Here is a 3425-nt window from a genome sequence, read left to right on the forward strand (position 1 = left end):
TTTTTGTTTTTGGGAGGATAATTTAGCGTTAGCTAAATTTCAATGCCCAACCGACACTCCGCTAAACCATAATTTATTATTGTTACCCCAACATTTAGTACAAAACCTTTTTTCAATAATTTTCTCCAAACTTTTTATAAAAGCCCAAACAAAAAACAGCAAGGAAAAATCCTTGCTGTCTTTAAATTCCATTAAGTATTAACTTATGCCTGAGCAGGTGCTCCTACCGGGCAAGTTGCCTCGCATGCTCCGCACTCTACACAAACATCAGCGTCGATAACATACTTGTCATCGCCCTCAGAAATTGCGCTTACAGGACACTCCTCAGCACAAGCTCCGCACTTGATGCACTCATCACTAATCTGGTATGCCATTCAAAAACACCTCCTGTGAAATATTACACCTATATTGTAACATATATTTTTAAAAATGCAATATTTTTAGAACATTTTTCAAAAATAAATATTTTCCAAAAGGTATTTTGGGTTAGTTTACTCTAACCCTTTTAATTTTTCCATTTCTTCTTTATCGACTTTAATGTAGCCGTCTTTAACAATTTTGCACTGCTTTACATTAAAAGTCTTTGCCGGTGCTTCGGGCGGAGTGTTGTTCAGTTTAACCTTAAGCGTGCGGGCAATAAGGTTATTTTCCACTACAAGACCTTTTCCGTCAGGTGTATTGACTATTGCGCCAACCTTAGGAGTTTTCTTTAACAGGTCTGTGTATGCGTCCTGCTCGTACTTAAGGCAACACATAAGTCTGCCGCAAGTACCCGAAATCTTTACGGGTGAAAGCGAAAGCCCCTGCTCCTTTGCCATTTTTATTGAAACAGGCTGAAACTCGCCCATAAAACTTGCACAGCAAAACGGTTTTCCGCATACACCGAGTCCGCCGAGCATTTTTGCCTCGTCACGCACACCTATCTGTCTTAACTCGATTCTTGTTCTGAATACAGACGCCAAATCCTTTACAAGCGCTCTGAAATCCACTCTGCCGTCTGCTGTAAAGTAAAACAAAATTTTACTGTTGTCAAAAGTACATTCAACGCTTACGAGCTTCATTTCAAGTTTGTGGTTTGCAATTTTCTGCTCGCAAATTCTATATGCCTCCTTCTCCTTAAGTTTGTTTTCCTCAAGGTGACGAAGGTCATTTTCGGTTGCAATTCTGATAAGCGGCTTGAGCGGATACGCAAGCTCTTCATCAGAAACGGTTTTATTCGGTGTGGCAACCTTACCGCACTCAAGACCTCTTGCGGTTTCTACAATTACCATATCGCCGGCGCTTAACTTATTATCAAGCGGGTCAAAGTAATAGACCTTACCGACTTCTTTAAATCTGACTCCGATTACCTCTGCCATATTATCCTCCTGTACTCCCCGCTCAAAAAAGCGGAAAGCAAATCCATATTTACATTCTGCGGTATTTTCTGCCTTGCAAGCTCGGTTGCCTCTACAAGCTGCAAAGCCATACCCGTAGTTATTCTTTTATTCAGCTTTTGTGCAAGCTGACCGTCTATTCTCGCACTTATTCCCCGTGCAACCGCTATGCAATCTCTGAAAATCACCGTAAGCACGGCAAGGGTTTCGTCTGCAAGTTTTCTGTCGGAAAAGCCTGTCAATGCCGACAGCAACTGCCACTCGCTCGGCGCAATCGTTCCCTCTGCCACCGCTCTTGCAAGCTCGGTTGCCTGCTCGCTGTAGCTTTCTTCACCTTTAACGGTAAGCACGGTACAGCGTGACAAAATAGTGTTGAGCAATCCTCTTGAATTTTTGCAAAGCAACAAAAACAGGCAATTCTGCGGCGGTTCTTCAAGCAACTTCAAAAATGAATTTTGTACCACAGGCGAAAGCCTTGTATCTGCACTTTCAAACACAAAAATCTTTATATCCGCCTCATTCGGGCGAATACTTGCGTTTTCAATAATATCTCGCATTTGCTCAATGGAATAAATCTGAGATTTATTTTCAGGTTGGGCATAGTAAATGTCAGGGTGCACCTTTTCCCTTGCTTTTATGCACTGCTCGCATTTTCCGCAAGGCTTATTTTCGGCTCTGCACACCGCCCTCATTGTAAGAAAGGTTGCAAGCCCCTTGCATTTTTCGGCGTCTGCGCCCTCAATTACTATTGCGTGAGGTTGTCTGTTCTGTGAATACAGGCTGTCAAGCCTTTGCTTTAAAGCCTCGTCAAACTCAAAATCCGTGTAATTCAACCTTTCGCCTCCCGACCTTATTTTAGTATAACACAAAAGTGTTCATAATGCTACAAAAATCATTTTACAGCTACGGTATTGGTAATAATTTCACCCTTGTCGGTAATATCAATTATTCCGTAGCTTGCCATATATCCGCCGCAGCTGCCCGGGTTAAGAACATAAAGTCCGTCCTCGTACATAGAAAGCGCAGAGTGAGTATGACCGAAGCAGAGAATATCAGCTTTTGCCTCTCGTGCGGCGCACATAATTGTGTAAAGTCCCACCTTTGCGTTATACAAATGACCGTGGGTTATAAAAATTGTCTTTCCGTTTATTCTCAAGGTTTCGGTCGCAGGCAGCATACTGCCCCAATCGCAATTGCCACGCACGCCGACAACCATTTTATCCTTAAAATTCTGTTTTAAATATTCAACCTGTTCTTCGCCGTCGCCGCAGTGAATAATAACCTCTGCAGTCGGCTGCTCGGTAACAGCTTTCATCATTCTGTTAAAATCTCCGTGTGTATCGGACAAAACTAAAATTCTCATACTTACCTCCGCAAAACTAAAGCTAAGTGTTATAAAAATATATAAATACGCATATTATTATCCGAGGTGTTTATATGGCTGATAATAAGAATATGCAGGATATGCTTAAACAAATGTCGCAACAGCTCAACCTGTCGGAAAACGAGCTGAAATCCGCTGCAAAAAAGGGCAATACAAACAGCATTTTTAAAAATGCCGACAGTAAAACTCAAAAAACAGTGGAGGAAATTTTAAACGACCCGCAAAAAACAAAAGAGCTTTTGGAAAGCCCGCAGGCAAAAGCAATAATTGAAATGCTGAGAAAGGGGAAGTAAAACCCGCCATGGCAGATATTCAGGATAAAATAAACGAAATACTCAGCAATCCCGAGGCTTTGCGACAGGTGCAAAGCCTCGGCAAGCAGCTCGGTCTTTCAGGAAACGCACCCGAAAAACCACAGCCTCCCGAAAAGAAAAACGAGCTTTCCCTGCCCACGGATTTTATGAACGACGACATTGCAAAAAGTCTTATTAAAATTCTGCCCGCCGTTAAATCAATCGGCTGTGAGGACGATACAACAAGGCTTTTAAATGCTCTGCGCCCGTTTTTATCTTGTGAAAAACAGGAAAAACTTGATAAAGCCGAAAAAATGCTTAAGCTGTTCAAAATTCTCCCTCTGCTCAAAGATATAAATATATTTTGAAAAA

At 41.9% G+C, this 3425-nt stretch carries 7 protein-coding genes; 3 read left to right on the forward strand and 4 right to left on the reverse strand.

Annotation, left to right across the window (positions count from 1 at the left end):
* The coding region (locus tag AAAY30_RS11300; protein ID WP_499215870.1) for a hypothetical protein at positions 1 to 202 on the forward strand (202 nt) is incomplete at its 5' end.
* Position 203: 1 nt separating this feature from the next.
* Here the strand turns inward: AAAY30_RS11300 and fdxA are convergent.
* The 4 genes from fdxA to AAAY30_RS11320 form a co-directional block, all read right to left on the reverse strand.
* Positions 204 to 374 (reverse strand): 4Fe-4S ferredoxin, encoded by a 171-nt coding sequence (gene fdxA / locus AAAY30_RS11305; RefSeq protein ID WP_022234789.1) that lies wholly within the window; start codon positions 372 to 374, stop codon positions 204 to 206.
* A 117-nt stretch (positions 375 to 491) separates the two neighbouring features.
* Entirely contained in the window at positions 492 to 1358 is an 867-nt protein-coding gene (locus AAAY30_RS11310; RefSeq protein ID WP_022234788.1) for a PSP1 domain-containing protein, read from the reverse strand.
* The gene (locus AAAY30_RS11315; protein ID WP_499215871.1) at positions 1346 to 2209 is read right to left on the reverse strand and encodes a DNA polymerase III delta subunit-related protein; all 864 of its coding nucleotides are present in this window, start codon (positions 2207 to 2209) and stop codon (positions 1346 to 1348) included. The genes AAAY30_RS11310 and AAAY30_RS11315 overlap by 13 nt, the downstream gene beginning before the upstream one ends.
* 59 nt (positions 2210 to 2268) lie before the next feature.
* Complete coding sequence (locus tag AAAY30_RS11320; protein ID WP_022234786.1) at positions 2269 to 2739, reverse strand: metallophosphoesterase; 471 nt, start codon at positions 2737 to 2739, stop codon at positions 2269 to 2271.
* A 74-nt stretch (positions 2740 to 2813) separates the two neighbouring features.
* Between AAAY30_RS11320 and AAAY30_RS11325 the strand changes: the two genes are divergently transcribed.
* Complete coding sequence (locus AAAY30_RS11325) at positions 2814 to 3053, forward strand: hypothetical protein (RefSeq protein WP_302484467.1); 240 nt, start codon at positions 2814 to 2816, stop codon at positions 3051 to 3053.
* Positions 3054 to 3061: 8 nt separating this feature from the next.
* Positions 3062 to 3421: a hypothetical protein gene (locus AAAY30_RS11330; RefSeq protein ID WP_302484468.1), complete on the forward strand. Its 360-nt coding sequence runs from the start codon at positions 3062 to 3064 to the stop codon at positions 3419 to 3421.
* Positions 3422 to 3425: the final 4 nt, after the last annotated feature.

The organism is Ruminococcoides bili (assembly GCF_040093295.1).
GTDB lineage: Bacteria > Bacillota > Clostridia > Oscillospirales > Acutalibacteraceae > Ruminococcoides > Ruminococcoides intestinale_A.

Coding starts and splice junctions, on each gene's coding strand:
- AAAY30_RS11330 (WP_302484468.1), top strand. CDS start 3,062: ATGGCAGATATTCAGGATAAAATAAACGAAATACTCAGCAATCCCGAG.
- AAAY30_RS11310 (WP_022234788.1), bottom strand. CDS start 1,358: ATGGCAGAGGTAATCGGAGTCAGATTTAAAGAAGTCGGTAAGGTCTAT.
- AAAY30_RS11325 (WP_302484467.1), top strand. CDS start 2,814: ATGGCTGATAATAAGAATATGCAGGATATGCTTAAACAAATGTCGCAA.
- AAAY30_RS11320 (WP_022234786.1), bottom strand. CDS start 2,739: ATGAGAATTTTAGTTTTGTCCGATACACACGGAGATTTTAACAGAATG.
- fdxA (WP_022234789.1), bottom strand. CDS start 374: ATGGCATACCAGATTAGTGATGAGTGCATCAAGTGCGGAGCTTGTGCT.